Here is a 25,752-nt window from a genome sequence, read left to right as displayed (position 1 = left end):
GCCCCGGGCCCCCCAGGTCGAACTCCTCGCCGCAGTAGCCGCAGGTGTAGTGCGTCTGCACGGGCCGGGGCGCGAAGGGCGCATTGCAGTAGGGACAGCGCGAGGCTCTGGGAGGGGGCCGGGCCATGAAGGACGGGTGTAGCACTCCCGACCCACCCGGGGGCTGGAACGCGAAAGCCCCCCTCCCTCCATGACGAAGGAAAAGGGCTTCGCGAGCATCAGGCTGGCTTCAGCCGGCGACTGCGGCACCGTGGTGTTCACGCTCAGGCCGGAGGACGTCGAGTCGCCGCGCACGGACACGTACCAGGTGCCGGCCGCCGGGGCGCTGCTCCCCGCGATCAGGTGTACGCGCCTCTATCGCTGATGGAGTGAGTCGTCGGCAGGAGGGCGGCGCCATCATCCGTGATGGTACACACGGCGAATTGGCGCCCGTTCCATTTCGTGATGATGGGGAAAAGGCCTGATGCATGCTCCCTGTATGCCACCGTGATCTCATTCTTGTTGATGACGGGCTTGGACGCGGGAGGTGGAGGTGGCCCATTCCCTTGGCGGGGGCCCACTGGGGGACGGACCGCAGGGGCAGCGGCGGCCTCACTGTTCCCGGCCAGGATGCTCTTGAAGTGCAGCGCGTTGGTCTTCAAATGAGCATGGAGCTCTGGCGTGAGAGGGACCTCGGGCTGGGCCTGCTGGTTGACAGCCCTCTGTTTCAGGGATGCCACTGGCTCATACTTGAATCTGGGGTCGGATGGATTGTCTGGCTCATACGCGACCAGGTGGGTGCCAATGTCGTAGTCCCTCGCGAGCCTGATCCGGGTCATCCTGGCCCGGATGTGGCGCACCAACTGGTGCAGGGCTTTTTGGTGGAATTGAGGGTGTATTGTCAGGCTTCTCAGCCTGTAGCAGACCAGTTGGTCGCCGGGATCGGACAGCGGCATGAACGCATATTTGTCGCCGACAGCGGGGTGGTTGAAGGTTTGACTCGATAGAGGGTGCCGTGGATCGAGCAGGCACCCGCTCAGGTCGTGCAGCCCCAGTTGCAGCTTGCGACTCACAGGATCGAAGTTCTCCGGCTGCGCCCGCAACGGCAACCAGTAGAACCCGATTGTCTGCTGAAAAGGCCAATGTTTCGTTGGCCCCATCAGGCCCTCGGAAGCCTCGACGCGATTGTAGATCATTTTCAGGGGATGGTTCGTCTTCAGCCAGCGCAGGGTCATCCGAGATTCGGCGAACGCACACTGAAAGGTATCTTTGCTCTCCCATTCCTTGTAGGCCATGAACCATTTCACGATGGTCCTCTCGAGATGTGGCCAATTTTCGGAGACCTGCTTCGGCTCGGCGAAGGCTTTATCGAGGAGGTTGCCCAGCTCCGCGCGGCACGCGATGAGGTCCCTGCCGCCCGGACCGTTCATCGCCTCATAGAGTTTCGAGTGGTTCCTGTAGAGGCGGTTGGCACGAAGGAGCAGGAGCGGGTTGTGAGAGACAATCGCCGGGGTTGGACCTTCGTAGGGCAACACCGCACAGTGGCAGAATGGGCACGCGAACTCCTCCTCGCGTGAGTCCTCGAACTTCTTCATGCACCGGAAGCAGATGTAATAGGCCATGGCGATGGACGCTATCAGCGGTGTCGCGCGGCTCAGCAGGAATTCCGGGTTGAAGTGAGGCATTGTTTGAAGGGGCAGCGAGTCCCTCCTGATGTCGCTTGAGGCCGAAGGTGATCTCGCGAATCAAGCCGAGTTGAATCCGCTTCGCGTCAGGTGAACCGCTCGCGAAAGGCCCGCAGGTTGGGCCCGTCCCCGCCCCGCTCCCACACCGCGAACACCACCCGCTCGAAGACGCCGGGGAACGCGTCCAGGGCTCGCGCGAAGGCGTCCGCCGCGTCGTGCGGATTGTTGCGGAAGGCGCCGCAGCCCCACGCACCCAGCACCAGCGAGCGGTGCCCGTGGTGCGCCGCCACCTGGAGCACCTTGAGGGCCCGCGCGTGCAGCGCCTCGCGCATGTGGGGCAGCAGGTGCGGTGCATTCCGCTCGGCCGAGCCCGCGTTGGGCGCGGGCGCGGTGAGGAGGGACACGCAGAAGGGCTTCTCCAGCAGCGTGAGCCCCTCGTCGCGGAAGAAGGGCACCTCCGGTGAATGGATGAGGTGGTCCGTGTACAGCGGCGAGGACTCTGCCCGGTTGGCGTCGTAGTACTCGCGCTGCGTGAGCAGGCACGGGTAGAGCGCCGAGCAGCGCGCCAGGTCCTCCTCCTGCGCTTTGGCTCCTCCCAGGAAGCCGCCGCCCGGATTCTTCGCGGACGCGAAGTTGAGCGCGACGACGCCCGTCACCCCCTCCTCCTCCACCCACCGGCGCGACGCGGCGCCCGTCTTCTCGGAGGTGACTTCGATGCGAAGCGCGGCGCCCCCCACGCGAGGCTCGGGCCGGGGCAGCCGCGCGAAGTCACCGGGCCGGTAGAGCACCGTCCCGCGCAGGGCGCGCTCCACCGACTCCCGGAACAGGACGTGCCGCCCGGACGGCGCCACGTACTCGCCCCGCTCCACGATTCCCACCGTCTCCTGTGCGACTCCCTTCAGCGACATGTCCTTCTCCCGGCTGGCTGCTCCCGGGACCCATCCGGGAGGCTTCGTGTTATTATCACACGAAGACTGGCAGGCGGGCCTGACATGCGGCCGGTGTCACCGGGATGATTCGCCCCACCTCCAGCGTCTTGTGGTGGCCGTTCTGGAGGGGGGGAGGGACCGCCGGACGTCCCGAATGGGCGCCCGGCTGGAGGCTCAGGGGCAGATCCGCTCGACGGACTTGATTCGCACCGTTCCGTCGACGTTCGGGTCGTTGGTCTGGTCTCCGATGGCGATGGTGCCGGTCGCCGTGAAGTTGTTTCGCGTGAGCTTCGCGACGCCGTCGATGCTCACCGTCGCCACCTTCGCCGCATCCACCGCGAGCTCGTAGACATGGTACGCGCCGTCGGTCGTCGGGAACGCCGAGGACTGCGTGTCGTCCGACCAGCCGATCGCCGCGTTGTCGAGGTAGATCATCTGCGAACGATCCGTGGAGTTGCCGAACGGCGGCGTGAAGCTCCCCAGGATGCCCGCGCCGCTGTCGAGCTGGTTGTGGTTGTTCACCGCTTCGACCTGCATCGTCACCTGGAGCTTGAACGGCTTCGTCGCGTCGAACGCGTTCGCCCGCGTGATGAGCAACTGCCCGCTCGTCCGCCCACCGGGGTTCGTCGACGTCGCGAGGCGAACGTGGTCCGCGCCGTACGTGAGCGTGTTCGGCGTCTGAACGACCGTCGCCCAGCCTTGCTCCGCGATGTCGGTGCCGCCGACCAGCAGCGGAACGCTCGCGCGCGCGGTCCAGGTCGTCGTCGAGGTCGCCGGCACGCACGTCTCGCAGGCGTTCGCTGGGTTCGGCGTGCCCGCGTCGTGGAGCGCGCCGTCGATGAAGCACTTCGGGCTGCACACGTTGGCCGAGCAGACCTGTCCGTCGCTGCACGATGCTCCGTCCGCGCGTTGCGTCCACGTCGTCGTCGACGTCGTCGGCACGCACGCCTCGCAGGGGTTCGCCGGGTTCGGCGCCCCCGCGTCGTAGAGCGCGCCATGGATGAAGCACTTCGGGCTGCACACGCCGGCCGAGCAGAACTGCCCGTCGTTGCACGACGTCCCGTCCGCGCGCTGCGTCCACGTGGTCGAGGACATCGCCGGCACGCACTGTTCACACGCGTTCGCCGCGTTCACCGCCCCGTCGGAGATCTGCTGGTCGCCGATCCGACAGATCGCGACGCAGGCGGCACCCTGACAGGCCTCGCTGGTCGCACAGGCGTTGCCACATCCCCCGCAGTGAGCCGGGTCGTTCGTGGTGTTCACGCAGGTGTCGCCGCACAGCGCGAAGCCAACCTCGTCGCACTTCAAGGGCACGGACGCGTCGGGCTTGTCGCTGGGGGGAGGGGAGTCGCCGTCGCAAGCAGTGACCAGGCCGAGCACGACGATGCAGCAGAGAGCAGTATCACGGATGGAGATCATAGGACCCCCTACCTTATTTTCGGGACGCCAGGGGGCGTCAGGTTGCCCGCGTCCGCAGGTGAACCTCCGTTGTTTCCGCGACGGCTTCGCTCGTGTCCTCGGAGTCGCCGGCACGTCTGGCTCAACGGGACGTCGGTGGATTCATGGCTGAAGCCGCTTTCGACGCCTCCGTGGCGCCGAGCCTCTCCGCGCGCAGCCGGCGCAGGCGACGACTGCTGATCGTCAACCCGTCGACTCCACCGGAGGCCGCCCGCGTGAACGTGACCGTGCCGAGCGAGCCCACGAAGCGGTCCCCGCCGACCGCTTCCAGGACGACCTCGTCCCGGCGTGGCCAGCGCATCACCAGCTTGCCGTCCGCGACGCGCACCGTGTACGTCATGTCCACCTCGTCGCTGTGGTAGCGCCCTTCGAAGAATGCCAACGCCGGACTCGCGGGCAAGGGCGCGGTCACCCGGATGAAGTCCCTCGTCGTCGGCCAGGAATCCTGGATGCTCAACCCGTGCGAGGCCCCGGCGGTCGGCGCGGAGAAGCGCCACACGTGCATCGACTCGCCGGGCCGGAACGCGCCCTGGCCCATGGGCACGAAGGCCGTGGGCATGTCGACCTGACGCAGTTCCCCGTCCTTGAACTCCAGCCGCACCACTTCATCCGTCAAGGGACTCCAGTAGTTGCCGGCCCGCGCCGACAGCTCCGCGTCTGAAAGCTTCACGGCGGGCGGCATCACGTTCTTCATGCGGTCGCCCAGATACACCTCGGCCACCTTCCGCGTGAGCTCCGAGGGCAAGAGGGTGGCGCCGTTGCACAACGCGACGATGGCCAGCCGCTGGTCCGGAAAGAGGAGGGCCTCCGTGCGGTAGCCGCCGTCCATGCCGTCGTGGCTCACCATGCGCAGGCCGCGATAGCCCGTCAGCCGCAGACCCCCGCCATAGCCCGTGGCGGTGCCGTCGTTCAATCTGCCGGAGGTCTGCATCCACGCCATCAGCGCCTGCCCGCCGACTCTCGCATCGAGCAGGTTCTGCTCCCACTTCAGCAGGTCGCCGACGGTGGTGAAGATGCCGGTGGAGCCGTAGTAGTCGGCATGGGGGACGCTGATCCGCCAGCCACCGCCATCGCGGGGGCTGTAGGCCGATGCGCGCCGGGGCACGATTTCGGTGTGGTCGTCGCGGAAGCGGGTGTCGCTCATTCCGAGCGGCTGGAAGATGCGCTCGTCGGCGAACGCCCGCAGCGACTTGCCGGAGACGCGCCGCACGATGACTCCCAGCAACGTGTACGCGGCATTGCCATACACGACCTCCGAGCCCGGCTCGAAGTTCAAACGGCGCTGCCGGCCCAAGGCCCAGAGGATGTCTGCTTCGGTGTACAGGTCGTCGCCGCGCCAGCCCGCCAGGTTCAGCAACTGGCCCTGTTCGCGCAGGCCGTTGGTGTGGTGGATGAGGTGCGCGAGGGTAATGCTCTTGCCCAGGTCGGGCAGCTCCGGCAGGTGCTTGCGGACGTCGTCGTCCAGCGACAACTTGCCCTCCTGCGCCAGCAATCCGATGGCGAATGCGGTGAACTGCTTGGAGATGGAGGCGATGAGGAAGACCGACTGCGGCGTGATGGGGACGTCGTCCTCCAGGTTCGACATGCCGTAGCCGTGCGCGTAGTCCAGCGCGCCGTTGCGTGAGATCCCCACCGCGCAGCCGGGCGTGCTCTTGCCGCTCCAGGGCGCGAAGAGGGCGTCCACCTGCTGATGGCGGCCCTTGAGCAGGGTGTCCGATGCCTGCGCTCGGATGACCTCGGGCCGCGAGGCCAGCGCGGTGATGGGGGCGCACGTGAGCCCCAGGAACAGGAACGACGACACGAGTGACCTGCGGGGCATTGGGTGCTTTCCGGGCAAAGGGATTGTGGGACGCACCCTGCCCGCGCGGGCACCACCCAGGGGGCGTGTTCAGCCGGTGGGTCCGGGCCTGCGGTGAACGGGCACCCGCGTGCGGCGAACGGGCCGCCTGTCAGCGCGAGGGCTGGAACTTCTCGCGGTGGCTGCGAAGGCTTCGCGGCCTGGCTGCCGCCCGCGAGCACCACGGTGGGTTCCCTGCCCTGGGGCCTCCAAGACACGTCCCTGCGTGAGCGGCGGCTCAGCCTCCGCGTGTCGCCACCGACAGGGCCGCGGGGATCGTCTCCCGCATCAACTCCACGAACCTGCGCAGCCTCGCGGGATGGAACCGCGCATGAGGATAGAGCAGATACATGGGCAGGGGCGCGGCGCGCCAATCCGGAACCAGGTGCAGGAGCCGGCCCCGCGCGAGGTCCTCCTGGAGCACCCAGGCCGAGGCCACGCAGACGCCCAGGCCCTTCACCGCGGCGCTGCGGATGGCGTAGAGGCTGTCCGTGCTCACGCGCGGCTGGAAGACGATGGGCCGCACCTCGCCGGTCTCCACGTGGGTCAGCGATATCTCGTTGCGGTAGAACGCGCGCAGGGACAGCCAGGGCAGCCGTGCGAGCTCGTCGGGATGGGTCGGCCTGGGGACGCCCGCCAGCACCGACGGCGCGGCGACGACGATGCGCGGGACCTCGGCCACGCGGATCGCCACCACGCTGGGGTCATGCACTTCGCCCAGGTGGATCGCGCAGTCGATACCGTCCGCGACGAAGTCCACCGCCCGGTCGTGCAACAGCCATTCGACGGAGACCCGCGCGTGGCGATGCAGGTACTCCGTCAGCGGCTCCACCAGCAACTGTTGCCCGAACGCATGAGGCACCACGACGCGCAGCGTGCCCTCCGGTTCGTCGCTCGCGCCACGCAGGTCGGCTTCGAGCAGGTTCCAACTGGCCAGCAACTCCTTCGCCCGTTCGTAGCAGCGCGCTCCGTCCTCGGTGAGCTTCATCGCGTGCGTGGAGCGCTGGAGCAGCCGCAGCCCCAGGGAGCGCTCCAGCGCCTGGAGTCGGCGGCTCACCGTCGGCTGCGTGGTGCCCAGTTGCGCGGCGGCGGAGGACAGGCTCCCCGCGTCGACGATGCGGATGAAGGTCTGCATCAGCTCCAGCCGGTCGGCGGTGGCCGGCGCGGCAGGTGGAGCAGTCCGCTTCGGGGAGACACGCGGCCGGGCCGGCTTGGAGGGTCTAGGCATACGTGGGACGTATAACCGCTGTGCGGAGCACGCTACTACCGTCTCCTTCTCCTCTGGCGCACTGTTGGTTCGACTCGCAGCGCCAGGGAGAATCACATGTCCTTCATTCGTGCCGTACATGGAGCCACAGGAGGCCGCCCGTCGCTTGCGACGCTCTCTGTCGCCAAGGCCCCTCCGTCCCGGTCCGCGACCGCCAGCCACGTCGGCGGCGAGCCCATGTCGAGCGGCCTGCGCCTGCTGCTGGCCTCGGGCGCCGGACTGTCGGTGGCGTCCATCTATTACAGCCAGCCGATGCTGGGTGTGATGGGGGCCAGCATCGGCGCCTCCGACACCGCGGTGGGTCTCGTGCCCACGCTCACCCAGTTGGGCTACGCGCTGGGCATCCTGCTGCTGACGCCTCTTGGTGACCGCTTCGACCGGCGCCGCATCATCCTCCTCAAGGCCGCCCTGCTGAGCGTGGCGCTGCTGCTGGGAGGCATCGCCCCGGGCATCAGCCTGCTCTTGGTAATGAGCTTCGCCGTCGGCCTGACGGCGACCCTGGCGCAGGACATCGTGCCGGCCGCCGCGACCCTGGCCCCCGAGCATGAGCGCGGCAAGGTGGTGGGGACGGTGATGACGGGCCTGCTGCTCGGCATCCTCTTGTCCCGCGTCATCAGCGGGGTGGTCGCCGAACACTTCGGTTGGCGGGCCATGTACATGGTCGCCGCCGCCAGCGTGGCCCTGGTCGGTGTGGCGGCCTGGCGCGGCCTGCCCCGCTTCAGTCCGACCAACACGCTCTCTTACGGTGCCTTGATGGGGTCGCTCGCCAGCCTGTGGCGCAAGCACGGGGCGCTGCGCCGCGCGGCGCTGTCGCAGGGACTGGTGTCGGTTGGCTTCAGCGCGTTCTGGTCCACGCTCGCCGTGATGCTGCACGGCGCGCCGTTCCATCTGGGGAGCGCGGCCGCCGGTGCCTTCGGTCTGGCGGGCGCGGCGGGGGCATTGGGCGCGCCCATCGCGGGCCGTGTCGCGGATCGCTTCGGCCCGGAAGTGGTCACCCGCCTGGGCGGCGCGCTGGCTGCCTTCTCATTCGCCACGATGTTCGCGGTGCCCTGGCTCGAACCGAACCACCGGCTGTGGCTGATTGCCGCCAGCGCGATTGGCTTCGACCTGGGTGCGCAGATCATGCTCGTGGCACATCAGACGATTGTCTTCGGCATCGACCCCGCCGCACGCAGCCGCCTCAACGCGGTGCTGTTCGTCGGCATGTTCATCGGGATGTCGGTGGGCGCGGCGACCGGCAGCTTCGTGCTGGCCCGGTGGGGCTGGGTGGCGGTGACGCTGCTGGCGACCGTCTCCGCGCTGGCGGCCCTGGGGGTCCGCCTGTTTCCGGGAGCACGCACGGCCCGCTGAGCCACCACCGTGGGATTCTCCGCACGGTGGTGACCCGGAGCGGCTTGTGTCTGGCTACTCCAGGCTCGGGGCCTGGCTCATGCTGGCCATCATGCCCTGCAGCGGGTTCGTCTCCTGCGACGCCGAGGTGGCGTCGAGCGACACGGGCGACTTCTCCGCCGCCCCCTGGAAGCTGTCGGAGAAGGGCGAGCCGCCCGAAGCGCCCTGGGCCCCCGTCGCTCCCTGCACGCCCTGCGCGACGGTCTGCAGCAGTTGGGTGATGCCGCTCAGCACCGAGAGGGCGCTCTCCAGCAGCTTGCCCAGCGACTCCGCCTTGCCCGCGCCACCGGCGTCGAAGCCGTCCATCTTCAGCGCGTCCATCAGGGGAGAGCCCTTGGCGCTCGCCTTCGTCCCGGAGGCCGAGGCATCCACGGCGCCCGGGAGGCTGGGCGAGCGCAGGGCAGGGGACTCCATGGCGGGCGTGCGGCTCATCGAGGCGGGGCTGCTGCGAACGGAGGAGATGCTCATGGCGGGGCTCTTTTTCGGAAAGGGAGGGAGTGTTGCGTTCAGCGATGAGGACTCCCTTAGCAGCGGACGTGCCAACACCCTGGCCCTGGCGGGGTGCTCACAAGTCGTTGATCTTGTTTGGAATGCGGATGGCCCCGCTCCCGCCGACAGGGGCTGTCCTGGTGACTCCCGTCACGGGCTGATGTTCCCAGTCACCAGGGGTGACACGATGCCCGGGCCTGCCTGTCATCGCCTGGAAAGGTCGTGCGAAATGTCGGCGCAGTATGACCAGATTGGAGCGCGGGTCGCGGACTGGGACGTCCTGCCCGTGCGCTCGGAGTACATCGAGGGCCATACCTTCTTCAAAGCGCTCGGCTCCGTGGAGCAGCGCACCGTCCTGGACCTGGCGTGTGGCGACGGGCTGTACACGCGGCAACTCAAGGCGCGAGGCGCGAACCGGGTGGTCGGCGTGGACATCTCGGAGGAGATGATTGGCGGCGCCCGGCGATACGAAGCGGACCAGCCGCTGGGCATCGAGTACCACGTGGCGGACGTGGCGGACATGGCCCCGCTGGGTGTCTTTGATTGCGTGACGGCCGTCTATCTCCTGCACTACGCGCACTCGCCCGAACACCTGCTGCGGATGTGCCGGAACATCCACTCCCACCTGAAGCCGGGGGGCCACTTCGTCACCTATGCGTTCAACCCCGGGTTCAGCGCGAAGGGTCCCAACAGCACCCGCTATGGCATCACGATGCTGGACTTCCCGGAGGCCCCTCGGGAGGCGCAGGCCATCTCCGCGGAGCTGCATACGAAGAGCCCCTTCACCATCCACTTCACCTACTGGAGCCGGGCCACCCACGAGCAGGCGCTGCGCGAAGCGGGCTTCCGCAATCTGGCCTGGATGCAGCCCGAGTGCTCCCCCGAAGGCCTCTCCCGGTTCGGCCAGGCGTTCTGGCAGGACTACCTCGACAACCCGCACGCGGTAGCGCTGCGCTGCGAGCGGTGAGCCGCACGGCCCCCCGGGAGTTGCTCCCCCGGAGGGCCCTGTGGATGACGAGGACCCGGTGGCGCCTTCACCGACCGGACCTCGTGCCAACGTGACGACTACTGGCTGAGGGTGAAGCTCCCCGACCAGGCGCCGTAGGAAGACGTGGTGATGCCGTTGCGGGTCGTGCCCGTGTAGCTGCTCTGCCCCGGCTGGATGGTGACGCGCACCGTTCCGCCCGTCGCGGGAATCACACCGGCATGCACCGCGGCGACGCAGACATTCGAGTCATCGGTGTAGAGGTCCGTCCCCCACACGGACCCCGTGGTCACCGCCGGGCAGCCGCACCGGACCTGCGTTCCGTTCTGCCCGCGGTAGGACGTGAAGTTGTAGCTCGAGCAGTTGGTCGGAGCGGGCGTCAGGCCGGTGATGGAGAAGCTGCCCGCCCAGGCGCCGTAGGAAGACGTGGTGATGCCATTGCGGGTCGTGCCCGTGTAGCTGCCCTGTCCCGGCTGGATGGTGACGAGCACCGTTCCGCCGGTGGAGGCAATCGCACCGGCATGCACCGCGGCGACGCAGACATTCGAGTCGTCGGTGTAGAGGTCCGTCCCCCACACAGACCCGCCGCTCACCGCCGAGCAGTTACACCGGATCTGCTGCCCGTTCTGCCCGCGGTAGGACGTGAAGCTGTAGCTGGAGCAGTTGGCGACCGCCGCGCCGGGGTAGAGGAAGTCCAGCGCGGTGATGTCGGAGCTGGTCCACTCGCCAGTCTCGTTCGCGCTGAAGCAGGAGTTCATGATCGACCCGCCGAAGGTCGCCGTGCTCGGCGTCCCGGGGATGAGGATGGCGCCCACGCCAGCATCTCCCTCGTCGCCGCCGGCGCCGCAGCTGATGCTGCGATTGTAGTAGTCCGAGTGGCGGAAGCCGATCGCGTGGCCCACCTCGTGGGTGATGACGTGCTCGTTCACATCCACGCTGTAGCTGTTCAGGCCGGTGCCGATGAAGAAGTTCCCGTAGGGCAGGCCGCCCGACGGAAAGCCCGCCTGCCCGCCGGTGCCGCCCGTGGTCTGCGCGGTGATGGTCGCGGTGCAGTCGGCGGCCGGGCCGCGCGCGAAGGTGAACCGGAGACCCCGCTCATTGTAGTTGGCGATGGCCTGGTCGAGCCCCTGGCTCAGGTTGGGATAGCTGTTGAAATCGGTGGTGGGGTTGATGCAGATCTTCGTCACGCCCGAGCCGACGAGGTTGGTCGTGCGGTACTGCTCCGCGCTCTCCTCGGGGGCCTGGAGCATCTCGCGGGACGCCTCCAGGGTCACGTGAGCGTCACGGCCCACGTACACGGCACCGTCGGAGACCATGATGTCATTGGTTGGAAACCCGGCCTGGATGAGATTGGAGACGATCTCCTGGTTCTCTGCGTCCGGGTCGCCTCCGCAACCGACGAGGGTGGCACCGACCAACAACGCCATTGAAAGCTTACGCATTGGGCTTCCTTTTCGGGGGATGTAAGGGCGTGACCGCTGCCGTCTGGGATTCCAGCCGCGACCGCACGCACCTATACATTGACAATCCCCAGGCCAGAATCAGCAAAGCCAGGAAGAATTGTTTAGATGACAATCTCAGGATGGGCCGCCGCGTCACACCCGACGGCGCAGGGGCTCCCGAGCGGCAAGCCATGGCGCGGGCAGGGAAGCGCGCCCCGCGCTCATGGCGACGATTCCCCCCACGATGGCGCAGGTGGTGTCCCGGTCACCGAAGCCGGCCACCGTGCACCAGAGGGCCTCCTCGAAGGAGTCCAGGTGCCTTGCCGCGCACCACACGGCGAAGGGCACGGTGTCCTCGGAGAGGACCTTCTGGCCGCTGCCCAGCGTGCGCGCCGCCGAGGAGGGGTTGGTGTCCAGCGGCCAGGCTCGGGCCTTTTCCAACCCCTGACGTGTGGCTCCGGCGGGCGTGCAGTCCAGCACCGTGTCGAAGAGCTCCATCGCGGAGCCACGGGCTTCCGGCCACTGGCAGGCCCACGCGGCGGCGACCGCGATGGCGATGGCTCCCGCCTGTCCCTCCGGGTGCAGGTGCGTCACCTCCGCCGACGCGCGCGCCTCCGACACCACCCGGGTCAGGTCGCCCGCGAAGTATGCCCCCAGGGGTGCGACGCGCATGGCTGCGCCGTTGCCCATGGAGCCCTGGCCTTCGAAGACCTCCGCGGACACCTCACGCCAGGGCAGCCCGAGCCCCAGCTTCCACAGGATGTCGTGCGCGGTGCCGCCATAGCCACGGTTCTTGTCGCGGCGGTAGCGCTTCGCGAAGTGGCTCGCGAGCACGTCCTGGTCGACATGGCCGTGGTCTTCCAACACCTGGACGACGGACAGCGCCATCTCCGTGTCGTCGGTGTACGCCCACGGTGCGCGGGGCACGACGCGCTGCTCCACCCAGGGCTGCACGAGTTCGTGGGGGCCGAAGAAGCGCTCGCCGAAGGCATCCCCGACGGACACGCCGTCCAGCGAGAGGAGGGCGCGAGCCATCCGTGCCGTGGCATCCATTGGTTTCGGTGGGGGATTGCTCATGCCATGCCTCCAAGTACGCCAACGCTGGCGCACCCTGTCATCCCTATCTCAGTCAGAGAACGTGCAGAGCATCGTGTCCGGGTCGAACCTGGCGTTGTTCCCATCGCCAAAATCCACGCCCACGTAGGGCGGCAGGGAGCTCATCACCCGAACCTGCACGGGGCGAGGCATGTCTTTGAACTGGAAATACACGGGGTTGGCCTTGAACCCGTCGCGCGCCACGACCACCTCTTCGTGAGACAGCACCCCGCCTTCGCGCTGAACCCGTTCGAGGACCTTGGCCTCGCCCTGTCGGAGCAGCGCCTTCAACTGGCCCCATTCGCCGAAGTGGCGCCTTCCGACCTGGGCCAGCACCGGCGTCAGTGACAAGACGGACAGCATCAGCAGCACGGCAACCGTCTTGCTGCCCACCCGCACGACCTTGTCCTGCTGACCGAAGCGGGACCAGGCGAATGCTCCGCAGAGCCCCAGGAGGGTGAACAGCCAGAAGACGATCGCCAACTCCACGATCATGTCCGCTGCGGGGGGATCTCCTGGGAAGTGCCCCGGCTCCACTGTCAGCAGGTAGAGCAGTCCCAGCGCGACCAACCCGACGCCGCCCAGGGCGGACACGGTAAGCCAGCACGCCAGGATGAAGGACACCAGCCATGCCGTGGTGCTTTCGCTCCGCATCCGTTCATCGTAGTACGAGGGGCGCGGGGACCGCTTTCGTCATCGACGGCTGGCGCGTCCCCACCGGAGCGACAGCCCGAGATGGCCGGTGGGCTGACGGCGGCCTTCTCTCAGGTCGAGCGGAAGCTCCAGGCCGCCCTCTGCTCGCAGTTCGAGGGACGGATTCAGACGGTATGCAACGCCCAGCGACGCGCCCGGTGAGGCCAGCAGGTGCGAGCCGTTGAACCTGCCTTGAAAGACGGTGAGCGGTCCCGCGAAGGTCCCCATCAGCGAGGCTCCTCCAGTGAGGGTCCACGTGGGGTTGATCCGGTAGTCGAGCAGCGCCTGTGCTCCGAGGCGAAGATTGACGGGCTCCGTGGTGTTGTTGGTGACGGGCACGAACCAGACACCCGCGCTCGGGGCGACCGAGAACGTCCAGGGGGAGCGCTCGACAAGCCGATGCCGGGTCCCGAGTTCGAGGCCCAGGAGCGTGAGCCGTCCGCCCCAATCCCAGTTGTCGCCGGCTCCCTTGCGGAACGTGAGCTCGGGATTGGGCAGATACGCCCGCTCCCGGCCGCGCTCGAAGGCAATCGCATTCATGGAGACGCCGACCTCGGTCGTCCCCACGGGGGTCGTCGCCGCGCCCAGGTTCCGCGCTCCACTCAGACAGCCGGGCGCCAAGAGGAGCAGCCCCAGAACCCACAGGGCCCGCGGTGCGTGCCGCGGCGTCATTGCGGCCACGCGAAGCGGACCCAGACGGGATGGTGGTCGCTCCCGGCGGGACGCCTGTCCACGCCGCGCTCCACCGGAGTGAGCCCACGGGTGAAGACAGAGTCGAGCGGCAGGCCGCCAATCACGGAGTCCACGGTGTCCCCCACGCCTTCCGAGGACCATTGGTAACCCCGCTCCGAGAACAGCTTCACGGTCTGGTCGAGGCTGCCCGGGTCGGAGGTGTTGAAGTCGCCAGCGATGACCTGCAACGGCTCCCTTCCGTCGACCGCGTTGATGATCGTCTCCGCCTGATCGAGCCGTCCGCCGAGCCCGACGATGGGGGTCGCGTTGTGCACGGAGACCACCTGGACGGGGGTTCCTCCGACGTCCACCGTCGCGCCGACGGCGATGCGGTGCTGCTTGCGGTACGGGTCGTCATGGGGAAGGCCGAGCTTCCAGTCCGCGGTGATGGGCCACCGGCTCAACACCGCATTGCCGAAGTCACCGCCATCCACCTGCACGGAGGCGGGGTAGTAGACGTAGGTCAGCCCAAGCTCGCTGGCGATCCTCTCCACGGCAGGCGCGTCCATCTCCTGCATCACGATGACGTCCGCGTCCGCGAGCGGAGGTCTCGTGAGGGCGGTGATTGCCTCGGTGACGTTCTCGGCGAAGGCGAGGTTGAACGTCACGACGGTGAGCGAGGAGGGGACCGTCGCGGAGGTGGCACCTGGAGCCCGATGGTCGCCGCTGTATCGCGGTCCACCCTCATCGGCGTAGTTCTCCGCGAGCGGGCACCCGGTCAGGAGCGTGAGCAGGAGGAGGGTGCACGGCAGCGCGACGAGCGGTCCCTTGCGGGGAAGGTGCTTCCTGTGAGCGCCCGTCCGCGCCGCCGGCTCAACTCCAGGCATTGCCTCTTGCTTGGACGCCTGCCTTCGCTGAAAAGCCTGTCGTAGGGAAGCGCCACTCACTGCATGACCCGGCGTGCTTGCTTGCGTTGCAATGACTTATTCATCGCACACAAGAACGGTGCGGGGGGACGATGATTCCACCCCGGCACCGAGCGATGCGCCGCTCCCTCAAGAGGGAGCAGGGGCGATGAAGGAGCGCACGCCTCGATTGGCTCCAAGCCCACCTCGGGCCCCCAGGGCTGGCGTCTCCTGGGGACCCGAGGGTTGAATCAGTCCGGCCAGTTGCCTTCCATGGGATGGGGGCCGTCGGTGAAGGCACGCACCAGATGCGTTCCGCCAACGAAGGCGCCCGCCCACGAACCCCCCTTGCCGCCGAAGGCTTCCTCCCGGTCGCCGCGCGAGCGCAGCGCGTTGATGCCGACCTTGAAGGCGTGGAGTCGCGCGGCGATGCGCTGGGCAAGCTCCGGGTCGTCCGTCGCCACCGACGCCACGAGCGCGCCGTTGGAGACGTTGGCCTCCCGCACCAGCTCCTCCTCGGAGTCCACCGACACCAGGACGTCGACGGGGCCGAAGGGCTCGCGCAGGTAGAGCTCACTGTCTCGCGGGATGCCGAAGAGCAGGGTGGGCGGCAGATACGCGCCCCGCTCCTGCCGCGCGGTGAAGGCATCCTCCGCGAGCTCACCCTGATACAGCACCGCCGTGCCCAGCTCCCGCGCTTCCTCGATGAGGGCGCGGAGCTCCTCGGCCTTGCTGGGGGCGATGAGCGGCCCGAAGTCCACGGGAGCGCCCAGGACCGGATTGCCGACGCGCAACGTCGAGACGGCGTCGATATAGGTCCTGACGAACTTCGGGACGAGCGACTTCTCGACGACCCAGCGCGTGTAGGCGGTGCAGCGTTGCTTGCCGAAGTCGAAGCCCGCCCGAATCTGTCTTTCGAGCGCGTCCCAGTCCGTGAAGTGCGTGATGGCGTAGGCGTTCACGCCCTCCATCTCCAGTGCGTAGCGCTTGTCCGAATCGCGCAGGCGGCGGTGGACCTCCGCGCCGTTGGCGCGACCGCCGATGAAGGCGACGCCCGCGATGCGAGGGTGACCGACGAGCGCCTCGGAGAGGTCCCGGCCGCGCCCACCGACGAGCGAGACAGGCAGGCCCGCGCGGCGCAGCAGGGCGAAGGCGAGGGTGAGGGAGACACCGCCACCCTGGGTCGGAATCTTCGCGATGACCGAGTTGCCCGCGAGCGTCTGGACGAGCACGTTGAGCAGCAGCACGGAGAAGGGATAGTTCCAGGAGGCGATGTTCGACACGAGGCCGAGCGGCTTGCGGCCGTCGACCATCGTTCCCATCTGCCCCAGGTACCAGACGATGCCCGCGAGACACCGGTCCACGTCGTTGGCGGCCGTGGGCAATGTCTTGCCAATGTCCCACGCCAGGAGCCGAACGAGCAGGTCGCGGTGCGTCTGGAGTTGTGCCACCGCCTCCATGACGGCCTGGGCGCGGTCATCGAGCGGACGGGCCGCCCAGGGCGCGAACTCCGCCGCTGCCTGCTCGACGCCCGCGGCGACCTGTCCAGCGCCAAGCAACGGCAGCTCCGCGAGGACGCTGCCGTCGATGGGCGAGACGGCGTTGAACCAGGCGGGCGGCCGGGCCCACCTTCCGGCGATGGGCGAGAGCAACCGCCCCTGGGCGTCGAAGGCTTCCGGGACGGCCCTCCGGGCCTCCGCCAGCAGGCGACCGCTTTCAAGATGAGGAAGGGGTTCGCCAACGAGTTCGGTATTCAGCATGGGTGCACCTCCTCGCGCGTCGGATTCACTCTGAATCCGCTGAAGCCCCAGCTCATGACGAGCCGCGGCATGACCGCAATATCGTCATGCGCGCGCCATGTGTCTGGGCAGGCAGACAAGGGCCCGGTGGGAGGGTGCGTGGCTTTCAAGGCCTGTCGTCGTCCGTCTCCGGAAAGCACTTCACGGGCAGCGCCCAGGGCTCACGGCCGTGCGCTTCGTCGTTCGCCGCGAAGAAGACCCAACTTCGCAGGCGCGTGAAGCCAGACGGACTGGAGTTCTGGGGCCCCGGGTAGAGGTCCGCCATGCGCGTCCCCCGCGTCGAGCCGTCGGTCCACCACAGCTCGTCACCGTGGACGGGTTCGAAGGCGTCGAAGATGAGCCCGCTCCCCACGGCATAGGGGTCGTTGGGGTCACCCGAGAAGGCGTTCGCGGGTCCCGGGTTGATGTCCTTCAGCAACCGGGTCCGGGTGCGGGTGCCGTCCGTCACCCACAATTCATGGCCATACGTGGGGTTCTGACCGAAGAAATAGGCCTTGCCGTTCGCCGCCGTCCCTCGCTCGCCCCCTGACTCGGGCCCTGGCCACACGTCCGCCAGCCGCAACGTGTGGCGCGCGGAGTCCTCGGAACGCCAGGGCTCGCGGCCGTGCACGCCGTCCTCCGCGTTGAAGAAGACCTGGTCGGTCCCCACCCGCACCAGGCTCATGGGCGCCGAACTGCTGGGGCCGGGGTAGATGTCCTCCACCAGCATCGTCCCGGCCGGTGTCCCATCGCTCTTCCACAGCTCCTGGCCGTGGCGGCCGTCGTTGGCGCTGAAGTAGGCCAGCCCATCCACGAGGGTCAGCGTCGGGATGGACGACTCGCCCGTCCCCGGGTTGATGTCCCGGACCATGCCGGTGCCTCCAGGGGTCCCATCCGTCCTGCACAGCTCGCGGCCGTGCCCTTCGACGTCCGCGACGAAGAGGAACCGGTTGCCTGTCAGTCGTTGGAAGGGCGTGGGGTCGGAGCCGAGGGGCCCGGACACCAGGTCCTCCACCAACCGGGTGCCCGCGCGGGTGCCGTCGCTCTTCCACGGCTCGCGCCCGTGCACGCCGTCCTCCGCGTTGAAGAGCAGGGTGTTGGCGCCCGCCTGCACGAGGAAGTTCGGGAACCCGCTGTCCGGTCCCGGGTAGATGTCCTCGACGAGGCGGGTGCCGCCGGGTGTGCCGTCGCTCTTCCACAGCTCGTAGCCGTGCACGCCATCGTCGGCGACGAAGTAGAGCGTCCGCCCCACCGCGAGGAACCGCAGCGGCCCGGAGCTTCCGGGGCCCGGAGCGATGTCCTTCACCAGCACCGTGCCTCCGGGCGTGCCATCCGTCTTCCACAACTCCAGGCCGTGCACGCCGTCGTCGGCGGCGAAGAACAGGGTCCGGCCAATGACGACGGAGCCGAAGAGCAACGGCGGGCCCCCCAGGCCACCCTTGAGGAGGATGGCGTCCCAAGCGGGTCTGGCGCAGTCCGGGCCCCTGCGCTCCACCAGCTTCCACAGGGCATTGAGCTCCCCGTTGTAGGTGTTGACGAGCGGCGTCCCGGTCAGGTCCCTGAAGTCCCGGATGTCCGAGCCCTGCGAGCCTGGGGTGAGGTCCGCGACGAAGGTGGGAGACCGACAGCCACAGTCCCGCCCCCGCCCCGCCTCCTCGGGCAGCGGCCTCTCGTCGGTGGAGCCGGCTTCCACCGCCGAGGCGTCGTGCGGGCCCTCCTGCTCCCAGGTTTCCGTCGGGCCACAGGCGGCCAGCAGCGTGCACAGCCCCGTCAATGACAGCCAGGCGCTTCGTCGCTTCATCACGACTCCCCTCGGTTGTTTCCCAACCCACAGCGGCGCCTAATCTGTCGCGCCTCTGTGTGAAGTCGACCGTGCGCGAAGTGCCTGCACGGCGTCAGGCAGCGCACGCGGAGGGGGCCCCTTCAAGCAGGCGCCGGAGCGGGCTGGAGCCGAACGCCTCCGCCCGCCCCCGGCGCTCAACAGTCGAGTGGATAGGGCTGGCGGTCGGCAGCGTCGCGCGCCGCACCTCACGGGCGAGGCAGGGACGTCTGGGGGGCATCGCTGGAGTGCTAGGTTCTCCGCCCATGCCACCGAGCGCCGACGTGAACTGGGCCGAGATCGTGCGCTTCCCCGCCACCCACCCTCATTTCAAGGAGTACGAGCGCCGCTGCCGCGACGCGAGACTGCAACCCGCCTTCATCCAGGACTCGTGGGAGCTCATCATCCGGGGGCTCCAGCGACGGGCCGAGTTCATCGCCGTCAACGCCTGGAACCTGCCCGTTCCCGAGTTCGTCGCACTGAACCGGCTGGTCGGAACCAGGGCCCGGGACCTGATGATGCCCTCGGTTTCCGGCACGCCGCTGGCCCTCTGGTCCGGAGGGCTTCAGGTCAGCCAGTACGTGCGTGGCAAGGGCTACGACACGCTGGAGAGCACCGTGTACGGCGGCATCCTGGACAAGATGACCAACCCCCAGTTCAAGATCTGGCTGGGCAGCGACGACTGGGGACCGCAAGGCGCGCTCTGGGACACCATCTCCGCCCGGTATGTCGAAGTCGCCGCGAGCTGCCGCGACACGATGCATGTCTTCCTCCGCACGCACGACCTCGAGTCCACGTTCTACGGCGAGGAACTCGTCAACTGGCGCAAGGCGAAGCGCAATCAGGCGCAGGCGCTGGATGGCCTCACGTACCACGTCCTCGTGGGCATGGATTCCTTCGGCCTGGAGCGGGTCTTCCTCCGGGAGCAGGAGGCGAAGGCGTTCCTGCTGACGTTCCTCGGGCAGCTCCAGCAACGGTTCGAGCAGGGCATGCTCGAACAAGGCGTGAACCACCGCTACCGGAGTGAGGTCTGGAGGGACAACGCGCGGGCCTACAAGGACACGTTGCGCAAGAAGACGTACGAGTCCTATCGGCAGTACATGGAGCACCCGCTCCGGCAACTCGTCGAGCAGTTCTCCGAGGCGGAGCAGGCGCTCTCTCCGGACAAGGACTTCGATCCCCGCAAGTTCTCATCCGTGATGGATGAACTCCTGCTCAAGACCCGCGCCAGGCGCGAGGAATAGGTCAGCGCACTTCGCAGGAGTCCACCGCGAGCGCGGTTCCCAGGGTGAGCCGCGTCACGCCCCCCAGGGTGACTTTGTCTCCTGTGCGGCGGCTCTCCAGTTCGGCGAGGAGTTCCGCCTCCCACGCCCGCTGTTGCGGCTCCGGCAACTCGCCCACGAGCTTCACCACGGGCCCGCCCAGTTGCCGGATCCAGGTCACGACGTCGCTCGCATCGTGGGCCTCTACGATGGGGACCTCCAACTCCTCGGAAGCCTTCACCGAGAAGCCGTTCCTCGCGAGGGCTGTCTCCAAACCCGCAGGGTCCGCGTGGCGGAACACCCCGGGCTCGTCGGCGCGCGGAAGGGGAGGGACCTCGCGATAGCGCTCGAGGATCCGTCGGGCGAGCGATGCCCAGGGAACCCGCGCCGGTTCGGCCCATGAGGCGATGACGAGCGTGCCGCCGGGCTTCAGCGCGCGGTGGATGGACGCGAGGGCCCGCTCGGGCGTGCGCATGTACATCAAGCCCCAGCGCAGGGTGGCCACGTCGAACGTCCGCGCTTCGACCTGCAGCGCCTCGGCGTCGCCCACCTGGAACGTGATGTTCTCCAGGCCCTCTCGCCGCGCCCGCTGCCGGGCGAGCTCAAGCACTCCGTCCACCAGGTCGATTCCGAGCACCCGGCCCTCTGGACCCACGCGGTGGGCCGCTGGCACGGCGGGCTCGCCTCGGCCACAGGCGACATCCAGAACGTGCATTCGCCACGAGACACCGGCCAGGTCGAGCATGCGCTCGGTCAGGGGGCGCGAGAGCCGCGCCTCCATCGCGTCGTATTCACGCCAGAACTCGACCATCCGGGCCCGGGATGCCTCTTGTTGCTCACGTGAGGTGTCGCTCATGTCCGTGCGCCTCGAATCGCAGGAGCCCCGCCGTGAAGTCTCCCGGCGGGGCGCCTGGCACATTGCAGACTCTTTCGCGGCCTTCCGGCTAAAGCCCCACCGAACCCACGCCCGCGTGCGTGAGGGTCTCCCAGGAGATCTGCAGGTCCGTGAACGAGCCGCCCGCGCGCACGCGGGGGAGGAGCGCTCCCGTGGAAGGCATGGAGCGACCCTTGCGCGTGACGTAGTGGTTGAAGAGGATTTCCCAGGTCGGGAGGATCTGCATCTCCATGGTGTTGTTCGGCACGGCCTGTCCGTTCTTCGTCACGTATTCGCTCCGGCGCGCGCACAGCCAGGAGTCGACCGGGATGGTGAGCTGGGCGTTCTTGTCCGGGGCATGGGGGACCAGGAACCGGGCCATGAACTCCGCGCTCGCGATGAGCCGGGTCTCCTGTTCGGAGTAGAGGTCCACGCCCTGGAGGAGCGCCGTCTCCGCCGCCTGGGAGATGGAGGCAATCGACATCGTCGCGTGGCCGAAGTCCCGGCACGCTTCCATGGAGATGCCATTGACGCGCGCCGTGCCGAACTCGGTCTGGCCGCGCCAGGCGCTGAGCATCGCTCCACTCTTCCAGCTTCCGTCCGCGTTGCGCTGATCCGGCGCCGACACGGGCAGCGCGCCGTCACTCGTCAGGTAGTAGGTCTCCCGCACGCGCTGGCGCCACATGCCGAGCGACTTGTCGAACAGCACCTTGTCATTCGTGTAGACGGCGATGTTCATCACGCCGTTCGTCATGGAGTTGTTCCAGTTGGAGCCTCCGCCCGGCCAGCCGTTGGTGATGCGCGGGAGCACCGCGAGCTTCAGCATGTCGCCGAACCTGACGGCTTTCTCCTCCGTCCAACCCGCGTCGCTGTAGCGGATGATCTCCGCCGCGCGAGGGAACAACTCCGCGAGCCAGGCCGCCTGGAGCGGGCCGTTGTAGGTGCTGTTGTCACCCTGGATGAAGAGGATGGTCTGGAGCGTGTTGGCGTACGCGTCGAGGATGCGGATGGCGGCATCCGCGTAGCGCTGCTCACGCGTGTGGTACCAGAGCAGCGAAAGCGTATAGGCGCGCAGGGCGTCATTCCGGGAGTCGTAACAGCCGATGTCCACCGTGCTGCCGCCGTTGCCACACCGCATGGTCTGGACGGGCTTCGGCGTCCAGGCCGTGTTCGCATACGCGCCACCGGCCGCCTTGTTGAACTGGGCGAGCCACGGCTGCGCACCGGCCCCGATCTTCGCCCGGACGAAGTCGAGCTGGGCCTTGGAGACGTGGAGCCCCGGGTGGACGAAGCCAGGCGTGTAGGTGACGGTCAACTGCGGCCGCTGCGAGGCGGTGGCGGTTTCGGAGGATGCGAGGTCCAGCCCGTCCATGTTCGTGTTGGCATCCAGCACGAAGCCTCGGTTGGTGGCGGGATTGTCCACCCACGCCTGGACCGCGGCGATGCCCGCAGCGTCCAACGTCACGGTGTAGGGGCCGGTGGCGGCGGGCAGGAGGGTCCCCAGCACGCTCGCGCCCCGGTCCGTCGCGCCGCGTGCGCCCGGCGTGCTCCAGGTGCTGGCCGAGTTCGCCCGCGCCCAGGTGGCCTGCGCCTCGTTCCAGTCTCGGCCTGCGGTGTAGAGGAAGAAGCCCTCTCCGCTCGTGCGGTTCGTCACCTGGAGGGTCAGCTTGACGGAGCGCACCGTCGCGCCCGGAGGGAGGCTGCCCAGGTCGAAGCGCAAGAGGGCGTTGGCGCTCTGCCCGCTGGACGACGGGTAGTCACGGTCCATGCGCAGCAGCGTGTCCGCGCCCGCGTTGGTGGACGGCAGGCCTTCCTGGAGCCACGTGTCGGAGACGCCCGCGTAGCTCGACGACGGTGACACGCCTCGCTGGAAGGACACCGTCACGTCCGCGGCCAGTGCACCGTGCTGCTCATGGACGGTGTCGACAGCCTCCGCGTCCGAAAGCTCAGGGCCGCCACACGCGACGAGGGTGCAGGGAACAAGAACAAGCGCCAGCCAGCGCCGCCACATGGAGATACTCACGCACACTCCGATACCTGGAAAAGTAGAAATACCTTCCGCAGGAGATGTTGTCGCGCGGGGTGTCGCCCAGTTGCGTCCGCGCAGCGCATGGGCGGAAGAACTTTTCGCGGGGCCGTGCGTGGAAGGTGCAGCGTCCTTCCCTCCCGTCGAGGTTCTCTCGTGCGTGCCCTCCGCCCGCTGTTCTGCTGCATTGCCTTCGTCCTGTCCTCCACGCCAGCCCTCGCGCAGTACAACAAGGTGGCGGGTGAGAACGCTCCCGTGGAGCGCGTTCGAAAGGAGGTGACGCGCGATGACGGCACCAAGGAGGTGCGCGAGGAGGTGCGCCCCGCGGCGCGCGACGGCTTTGGCAACGCGGGCGGCAACCAGAACGACCTCGCGGTGGACGGCGCCTTCGACGGTCAGACGGTGGCGGTGCTCCAGTTCTACACGACGAACTTCGACTTCTCGCTGCCGAAGGCCGCGCTGAAGGAGAAGGGCTTTTCCGTGTACCGCTGGGTCAACAGCGCGCCAAGTCCCCAGGAACTGCGCAAGGGGCTCCAGAAGGCGTGCCAGTTGTGGATCATCTCCGATTCGACGCGGCGCCTGACGCCCGAGCACGTGAAGGTCATCAAGGAGTTCTTCGACGCGGGGCACGGCGTCTACATCTGGGGCGACAACGAGCCCTACTACGCCGACGCCAACGTGGTGGGCGAGGCGCTGCTGGGCACGAGCATGCAGGGTGACGTCATCGGCGACCAGACGGTCGGCCTGCGCAAGGACGGGGCGGGTCCGGGGCTGCTGCGCCGGCACCTGCTCACCACGGGCCTGGAGTACCTCTACGAGGGCATCACCATCGCCACCATCCAGCCGAACCCGCAGCTCACGCCGCTGCTTCATGGCTCGGCGGGAAACATGGTGGCGGCCTTCTATGACAACGGAGGCAAGCGGGCCATCTTCGACGGCGGCTTCACGCGCCTCTACAACAAGTGGGATACGGCGGGCACCGCGCGCTATGTGAAGAACGCGGCGGCGTGGTTGACCAACGTGGAGCGCTTCGGTGACGCCGTGGTGCGCGCGGACCTGCGCAACACCTCGGCGCAGAAGCCCGCGCCGAAGCAGTGACGGCGACACGCCGCGAAACCTCGCGAACGCCCTATTGCCCGTAGGTTTTGATCTGCTGGTTGATCCACGGGATGTAGTTGGAGACCCGGGCGTAGACACCCGGCAGGCCCGGCCTCGCACAGCCAACGCCAAAGCTCGTGATTCCCTGGAGTGTGTAGCCGCGAGCCCCCTTGACGACCAGCGGCCCTCCACTGTCACCCTGGCACGAGTCCTTCCCTCCTTGGGAGTACCCAGCCCCGAGCATGGCATTCGGGTCGATGTGGATACCTTGTGAAGCGTAGGCCCTCGCCAGTTGGTTCGAGCCCACAGTGGGGACTCCCACCTGCATCAAGATGTCTGACGTGTCGTAGCCTCCCTCCCTGGTCAGGCCCCACCCCGCGATCGTCGTCTGCGTGTTGTCTGGAACCTGCTCACCCGCGGCTGGAAGGCAAACAGGTCCGATGGTGAGTCCAGACGCGAGTTGAGGTGTCAGATTGGGGCGCATCTGGGGGGATTGGCCGCACCATCCCCCCTCCCCGGCCGCGGATGGGCCGAACTGGACGGATGGGCCGAACGGGATGGGGCTCTGGAGCTGGAGGACGGCGATATCGTTCATCGTCGTGTCCGGGTTGTAGTTCGGATGCAAGACCGCGCGCTTGACGCGGACGCGGACCTGGCCGGACGTGGGCCGCCTCAGATCATGAGCCCCTGCGACCACCCAGTCAGGCATGCCATCCGCGACACAATGGGCCGCCGTGATGACGATATTGCTCTCCTCCCTGGCGCCAATCCTGACCAGGGAGCCACCACAGAAGTGGCTGACACCGTTTTGCAGGCTGACGATCCAGGGGTGGGAGTTTGGACGCGCTTCGACGCCTCCCACGATCTCCTGGCCGACGCTGTCCAGCGCATCGACGCTGTCCAGCTCCGCGCCCCCACAGCCCAGCAGACCCACCGCGACGACCACCGCACGTCCCAAGCGCATCGACCTCTCCTGTTTCAAGTGGAGAGGCTGATAGCAAGCCGCACGCCACGCGCATGCGGAGCGCCTTCGAGGGACGTCGTGCGCCGTTGCGTGGAGAAGCGGGCTGGCTGACGCGTCAACCGGTTCTCGGGACGCGTCAGCAGCTACTTCTTCACGCCCCGACCCTTCATGACCTTCTGCCCCAGGGTGAGGAGCAGCACCAGCACGGCGCCTGTGCCCAGCCCCACCGCGGCATTGAGCAGCATGGGGGCGAGCCCGCCCAGGATGCTGCCCACGCCCGGCACGCCCCTGGCCCAGGCGGTGAGAGACTCCTCCGCGTGGTGCAGGGTGGAGATGCCGTGCACGAGGATGCCGCCGCCCACCAGGAACATGGCCGCCGTCCCCGCCACGGAGAGGAACTTCATCAGCCACGGCGCCCCGCGCAGGATGCCCGCGCCCAGGCCGCGCTGGAAGCCTCCGGACTGGCGGCTGAGATAGAGCCCCGCGTCGTCCAGCTTCACGATGCCCGCCACGAGCCCGTACACGCCCACGGTCATGATGAGGGCGATGCCCACCAGCACCGAGACGCGGGTGGCGAAGGCCGCCGTCGCCACGGTGCCCAGCGTGATGGCGATGATCTCCGCGGACAGGATGAAGTCGGTGCGCACCGCGCCCTTGATCTTGTCCTTCTCCAGCGCCACCAGGTCCACGCTCGGATTCACCAGCGCCTCGCGCAGCTCGGTGCGGTGCGCGTCGTCCTCCTCTTTGCTGTGCAGGAACTTGTGCGCGATCTTCTCGAAGCCCTCGAAGCAGAGGAAGGCGCCGCCCACCATCAGCAGCGGGGTCACCAGCCAGGGCGCCAGCGCGCTGATGGCCAGCGCCGCCGGCACCAGGATGGCCTTGTTGACCAGCGAACCCTTCGCCACGGCCCACACCACCGGCAGCTCGCGGTCCGCCTTCACGCCCGTCACCTGCTGGGCGTTGAGCGCCAGGTCGTCTCCGAGCACGCCCGCCGTCTTCTTCGCCGCCACCTTCGTCAGGATGGAGACGTCATCCAGGATGGTCGCGATGTCGTCGAGGAGCGCAATCAGGCTGCTGCCTGCCATGGAAGTCGTCCGGGCTGGGGG

Annotated in this window: 22 protein-coding genes; 5 read left to right on the top strand and 17 right to left on the bottom strand. The window is 68.1% G+C overall.

Features of this window, described 5'->3' with window-relative positions:
* The first annotated feature begins 190 nt into the window (after positions 1–190).
* Positions 191–364 (top strand): hypothetical protein, encoded by a 174-nt coding sequence (locus tag D7V88_RS43075; protein WP_158625109.1) that lies wholly within the window; start codon positions 191–193, stop codon positions 362–364.
* Here the strand turns inward: D7V88_RS43075 and D7V88_RS18815 are convergent.
* From D7V88_RS18815 to D7V88_RS18795, 5 genes are all read right to left on the bottom strand, one after another.
* Positions 339–1,601 carry a hypothetical protein gene (locus tag D7V88_RS18815; protein WP_147448778.1) on the bottom strand — a complete coding sequence of 421 codons (1,263 nt, stop codon included), beginning with the start codon at positions 1,599–1,601 and terminating at the stop codon, positions 339–341. The genes D7V88_RS43075 and D7V88_RS18815 overlap by 26 nt on opposite strands.
* Before the next feature lie 149 nt (positions 1,602–1,750).
* Positions 1,751–2,572, bottom strand: a complete 822-nt coding sequence (locus D7V88_RS18810) for a TIGR02452 family protein (RefSeq protein WP_120542030.1) — start codon at positions 2,570–2,572, stop codon at positions 1,751–1,753.
* Positions 2,573–2,767: 195 nt separating this feature from the next.
* Positions 2,768–4,012 carry a hypothetical protein gene (locus D7V88_RS44470; RefSeq protein WP_244238238.1) on the bottom strand — a complete coding sequence of 415 codons (1,245 nt, stop codon included), beginning with the start codon at positions 4,010–4,012 and terminating at the stop codon, positions 2,768–2,770.
* Positions 4,013–4,133: 121 nt separating this feature from the next.
* Positions 4,134–5,870 carry a serine hydrolase domain-containing protein gene (locus tag D7V88_RS18800; RefSeq protein WP_120542029.1) on the bottom strand — a complete coding sequence of 579 codons (1,737 nt, stop codon included), beginning with the start codon at positions 5,868–5,870 and terminating at the stop codon, positions 4,134–4,136.
* Between the two features lie 256 nt (positions 5,871–6,126).
* Positions 6,127–7,023 (bottom strand): LysR family transcriptional regulator, encoded by an 897-nt coding sequence (locus tag D7V88_RS18795; protein ID WP_120542028.1) that lies wholly within the window; start codon positions 7,021–7,023, stop codon positions 6,127–6,129.
* A gap of 189 nt (positions 7,024–7,212) precedes the next feature.
* On the opposite strand from D7V88_RS18795, the gene D7V88_RS18790 reads away from it, so the two are divergent.
* Positions 7,213–8,505 carry an MFS transporter gene (locus tag D7V88_RS18790; RefSeq protein ID WP_120542027.1) on the top strand — a complete coding sequence of 431 codons (1,293 nt, stop codon included), beginning with the start codon at positions 7,213–7,215 and terminating at the stop codon, positions 8,503–8,505.
* Positions 8,506–8,559: 54 nt separating this feature from the next.
* Here D7V88_RS18790 and D7V88_RS18785 read toward each other — a convergent pair whose 3' ends face one another.
* Complete coding sequence (locus D7V88_RS18785) at positions 8,560–9,012, bottom strand: hypothetical protein (protein WP_120542026.1); 453 nt, start codon at positions 9,010–9,012, stop codon at positions 8,560–8,562.
* Between the two features lie 250 nt (positions 9,013–9,262).
* Between D7V88_RS18785 and D7V88_RS18780 the strand changes: the two genes are divergently transcribed.
* Positions 9,263–10,000, top strand: a complete 738-nt coding sequence (locus D7V88_RS18780; RefSeq protein WP_120542025.1) for a class I SAM-dependent methyltransferase — start codon at positions 9,263–9,265, stop codon at positions 9,998–10,000.
* Between the two features lie 98 nt (positions 10,001–10,098).
* Here D7V88_RS18780 and D7V88_RS45180 read toward each other — a convergent pair whose 3' ends face one another.
* The 7 genes from D7V88_RS45180 to D7V88_RS18745 all read right to left on the bottom strand — a co-directional run bounded on the left by D7V88_RS45180 (position 10,099) and on the right by D7V88_RS18745 (position 18,404).
* The gene (locus tag D7V88_RS45180; RefSeq protein ID WP_120542024.1) at positions 10,099–11,460 is read right to left on the bottom strand and encodes a M57 family metalloprotease; all 1,362 of its coding nucleotides are present in this window, start codon (positions 11,458–11,460) and stop codon (positions 10,099–10,101) included.
* Between the two features lie 153 nt (positions 11,461–11,613).
* On the bottom strand, positions 11,614–12,495 hold the full coding sequence (locus D7V88_RS18770; protein WP_208726362.1) for an ADP-ribosylglycohydrolase family protein: 882 nt from the start codon (positions 12,493–12,495) through the stop codon (positions 11,614–11,616).
* 90 nt (positions 12,496–12,585) lie between these two features.
* On the bottom strand, positions 12,586–13,209 hold the full coding sequence (locus D7V88_RS18765) for a hypothetical protein (protein WP_120542022.1): 624 nt from the start codon (positions 13,207–13,209) through the stop codon (positions 12,586–12,588).
* 39 nt (positions 13,210–13,248) lie between these two features.
* Entirely contained in the window at positions 13,249–13,788 is a 540-nt protein-coding gene (locus tag D7V88_RS18760) for a hypothetical protein (RefSeq protein ID WP_244238237.1), read from the bottom strand.
* Positions 13,789–13,916: 128 nt separating this feature from the next.
* Positions 13,917–14,807 (bottom strand): endonuclease/exonuclease/phosphatase family protein, encoded by an 891-nt coding sequence (locus tag D7V88_RS18755; RefSeq protein WP_120542020.1) that lies wholly within the window; start codon positions 14,805–14,807, stop codon positions 13,917–13,919.
* 269 nt (positions 14,808–15,076) lie between these two features.
* Entirely contained in the window at positions 15,077–16,585 is a 1,509-nt protein-coding gene (locus D7V88_RS18750; RefSeq protein WP_120542019.1) for an aldehyde dehydrogenase family protein, read from the bottom strand.
* A 145-nt stretch (positions 16,586–16,730) separates the two neighbouring features.
* Positions 16,731–18,404 carry an ELWxxDGT repeat protein gene (locus D7V88_RS18745; protein ID WP_120542018.1) on the bottom strand — a complete coding sequence of 558 codons (1,674 nt, stop codon included), beginning with the start codon at positions 18,402–18,404 and terminating at the stop codon, positions 16,731–16,733.
* A gap of 284 nt (positions 18,405–18,688) precedes the next feature.
* On the opposite strand from D7V88_RS18745, the gene D7V88_RS18740 reads away from it, so the two are divergent.
* Complete coding sequence (locus tag D7V88_RS18740) at positions 18,689–19,666, top strand: hypothetical protein (protein WP_120542017.1); 978 nt, start codon at positions 18,689–18,691, stop codon at positions 19,664–19,666.
* A gap of 1 nt (position 19,667) precedes the next feature.
* Here D7V88_RS18740 and D7V88_RS18735 read toward each other — a convergent pair whose 3' ends face one another.
* Positions 19,668–20,540 carry a class I SAM-dependent methyltransferase gene (locus D7V88_RS18735; RefSeq protein ID WP_120542032.1) on the bottom strand — a complete coding sequence of 291 codons (873 nt, stop codon included), beginning with the start codon at positions 20,538–20,540 and terminating at the stop codon, positions 19,668–19,670.
* Between the two features lie 88 nt (positions 20,541–20,628).
* A complete protein-coding gene (locus tag D7V88_RS18730) occupies positions 20,629–22,581 on the bottom strand; it encodes a DNRLRE domain-containing protein (protein WP_147448777.1) in 1,953 nt (650 codons plus the stop codon).
* Positions 22,582–22,740: 159 nt separating this feature from the next.
* Between D7V88_RS18730 and D7V88_RS18725 the strand changes: the two genes are divergently transcribed.
* Positions 22,741–23,682: a hypothetical protein gene (locus D7V88_RS18725; protein ID WP_120542015.1), complete on the top strand. Its 942-nt coding sequence runs from the start codon at positions 22,741–22,743 to the stop codon at positions 23,680–23,682.
* Between the two features lie 31 nt (positions 23,683–23,713).
* Here the strand turns inward: D7V88_RS18725 and D7V88_RS18720 are convergent, their stop codons facing one another.
* Both D7V88_RS18720 and D7V88_RS18715 read right to left on the bottom strand, forming a co-directional pair.
* Entirely contained in the window at positions 23,714–24,646 is a 933-nt protein-coding gene (locus tag D7V88_RS18720) for a serine protease (RefSeq protein WP_167509858.1), read from the bottom strand.
* 143 nt (positions 24,647–24,789) lie between these two features.
* Positions 24,790–25,731, bottom strand: a complete 942-nt coding sequence (locus D7V88_RS18715) for a DUF808 domain-containing protein (protein WP_120542013.1) — start codon at positions 25,729–25,731, stop codon at positions 24,790–24,792.
* Between the last annotated feature and the right edge of the window lie 21 nt (positions 25,732–25,752).

This window comes from Corallococcus terminator (assembly GCF_003611635.1).
GTDB classification, from domain to species: Bacteria; Myxococcota; Myxococcia; order Myxococcales; family Myxococcaceae; genus Corallococcus; species Corallococcus terminator.
This window is presented reverse-complemented; position numbering and strand designations above follow the sequence as displayed.

Excerpts from the sequence above, each read along its gene's own strand:
- D7V88_RS43075 (WP_158625109.1), top strand. The coding sequence starts at position 191 with ATGACGAAGGAAAAGGGCTTCGCGAGCATCAGGCTGGCTTCAGCCGGC.
- D7V88_RS18815 (WP_147448778.1), bottom strand. The coding sequence starts at position 1,601 with ATGGCCTATTACATCTGCTTCCGGTGCATGAAGAAGTTCGAGGACTCA.
- D7V88_RS18810 (WP_120542030.1), bottom strand. The coding sequence starts at position 2,572 with ATGTCGCTGAAGGGAGTCGCACAGGAGACGGTGGGAATCGTGGAGCGG.
- D7V88_RS44470 (WP_244238238.1), bottom strand. The coding sequence starts at position 4,012 with ATGATCTCCATCCGTGATACTGCTCTCTGCTGCATCGTCGTGCTCGGC.
- D7V88_RS18800 (WP_120542029.1), bottom strand. The coding sequence starts at position 5,870 with ATGCCCCGCAGGTCACTCGTGTCGTCGTTCCTGTTCCTGGGGCTCACG.
- D7V88_RS18795 (WP_120542028.1), bottom strand. The coding sequence starts at position 7,023 with ATGCAGACCTTCATCCGCATCGTCGACGCGGGGAGCCTGTCCTCCGCC.
- D7V88_RS18790 (WP_120542027.1), top strand. The coding sequence starts at position 7,213 with ATGTCCTTCATTCGTGCCGTACATGGAGCCACAGGAGGCCGCCCGTCG.
- D7V88_RS18785 (WP_120542026.1), bottom strand. The coding sequence starts at position 9,012 with ATGAGCATCTCCTCCGTTCGCAGCAGCCCCGCCTCGATGAGCCGCACG.
- D7V88_RS18780 (WP_120542025.1), top strand. The coding sequence starts at position 9,263 with ATGTCGGCGCAGTATGACCAGATTGGAGCGCGGGTCGCGGACTGGGAC.
- D7V88_RS45180 (WP_120542024.1), bottom strand. The coding sequence starts at position 11,460 with ATGCGTAAGCTTTCAATGGCGTTGTTGGTCGGTGCCACCCTCGTCGGT.
- D7V88_RS18770 (WP_208726362.1), bottom strand. The coding sequence starts at position 12,495 with ATGGCTCGCGCCCTCCTCTCGCTGGACGGCGTGTCCGTCGGGGATGCC.
- D7V88_RS18765 (WP_120542022.1), bottom strand. The coding sequence starts at position 13,209 with ATGCGGAGCGAAAGCACCACGGCATGGCTGGTGTCCTTCATCCTGGCG.
- D7V88_RS18760 (WP_244238237.1), bottom strand. The coding sequence starts at position 13,788 with ATGAATGCGATTGCCTTCGAGCGCGGCCGGGAGCGGGCGTATCTGCCC.
- D7V88_RS18755 (WP_120542020.1), bottom strand. The coding sequence starts at position 14,807 with ATGCCTGGAGTTGAGCCGGCGGCGCGGACGGGCGCTCACAGGAAGCAC.
- D7V88_RS18750 (WP_120542019.1), bottom strand. The coding sequence starts at position 16,585 with ATGCTGAATACCGAACTCGTTGGCGAACCCCTTCCTCATCTTGAAAGC.
- D7V88_RS18745 (WP_120542018.1), bottom strand. The coding sequence starts at position 18,404 with ATGAAGCGACGAAGCGCCTGGCTGTCATTGACGGGGCTGTGCACGCTG.
- D7V88_RS18740 (WP_120542017.1), top strand. The coding sequence starts at position 18,689 with ATGCCACCGAGCGCCGACGTGAACTGGGCCGAGATCGTGCGCTTCCCC.
- D7V88_RS18735 (WP_120542032.1), bottom strand. The coding sequence starts at position 20,540 with ATGAGCGACACCTCACGTGAGCAACAAGAGGCATCCCGGGCCCGGATG.
- D7V88_RS18720 (WP_167509858.1), bottom strand. The coding sequence starts at position 24,646 with ATGCGCTTGGGACGTGCGGTGGTCGTCGCGGTGGGTCTGCTGGGCTGT.
- D7V88_RS18715 (WP_120542013.1), bottom strand. The coding sequence starts at position 25,731 with ATGGCAGGCAGCAGCCTGATTGCGCTCCTCGACGACATCGCGACCATC.